Source organism: Vibrio sp. 10N.222.52.B7, from assembly GCF_041474275.1.
GTDB classification, from domain to species: domain Bacteria; phylum Pseudomonadota; class Gammaproteobacteria; order Enterobacterales; family Vibrionaceae; genus Vibrio; species Vibrio crassostreae_C.
Window position 1 is genome coordinate 3,480 of the sequence record NZ_JBFRTU010000085.1, and the last position, 356, is coordinate 3,835.

Below are 356 nucleotides of genomic sequence, written 5' to 3' on the forward strand. Positions count from 1 at the left end.
TCAAAGAGTTATTAACGCTGGTGGAGTTACCCATCGAAACGCTCGCCAAATACCCGCACGAGCTCAGTGGAGGCCAAAGACAGAGGGTTAACCTAGCGAGAGCACTGGCCGTTGGCGCTGAGGTTATTCTTGCTGACGAACCCACCTCGATGTTGGACGTTTCGATTCGACTTGGCGTGTTGAACCTGATGCAAAAAATGAAGCAAGAGTTGGGGATTGGCTTTTTGTACATAACCCACGATCTTGCCACGGCACATTACATCGCTGAAGAGACGGCGGTGATGTACAAAGGGCAGATCGTCGAGTGGGGATCAACCCAGTCGATCTTGACCAATCCACAACACCCGTACACTAAG

General features: G+C 51.1%; 1 protein-coding gene. It reads left to right on the plus strand.

Annotated features, from left to right (window positions below; all coding sequences use genetic code 11):
- Positions 1-356: ATP-binding cassette domain-containing protein (locus AB4512_RS19420; RefSeq protein ID WP_372175388.1), on the plus strand; the 356-nt coding region annotated here is incomplete at both ends.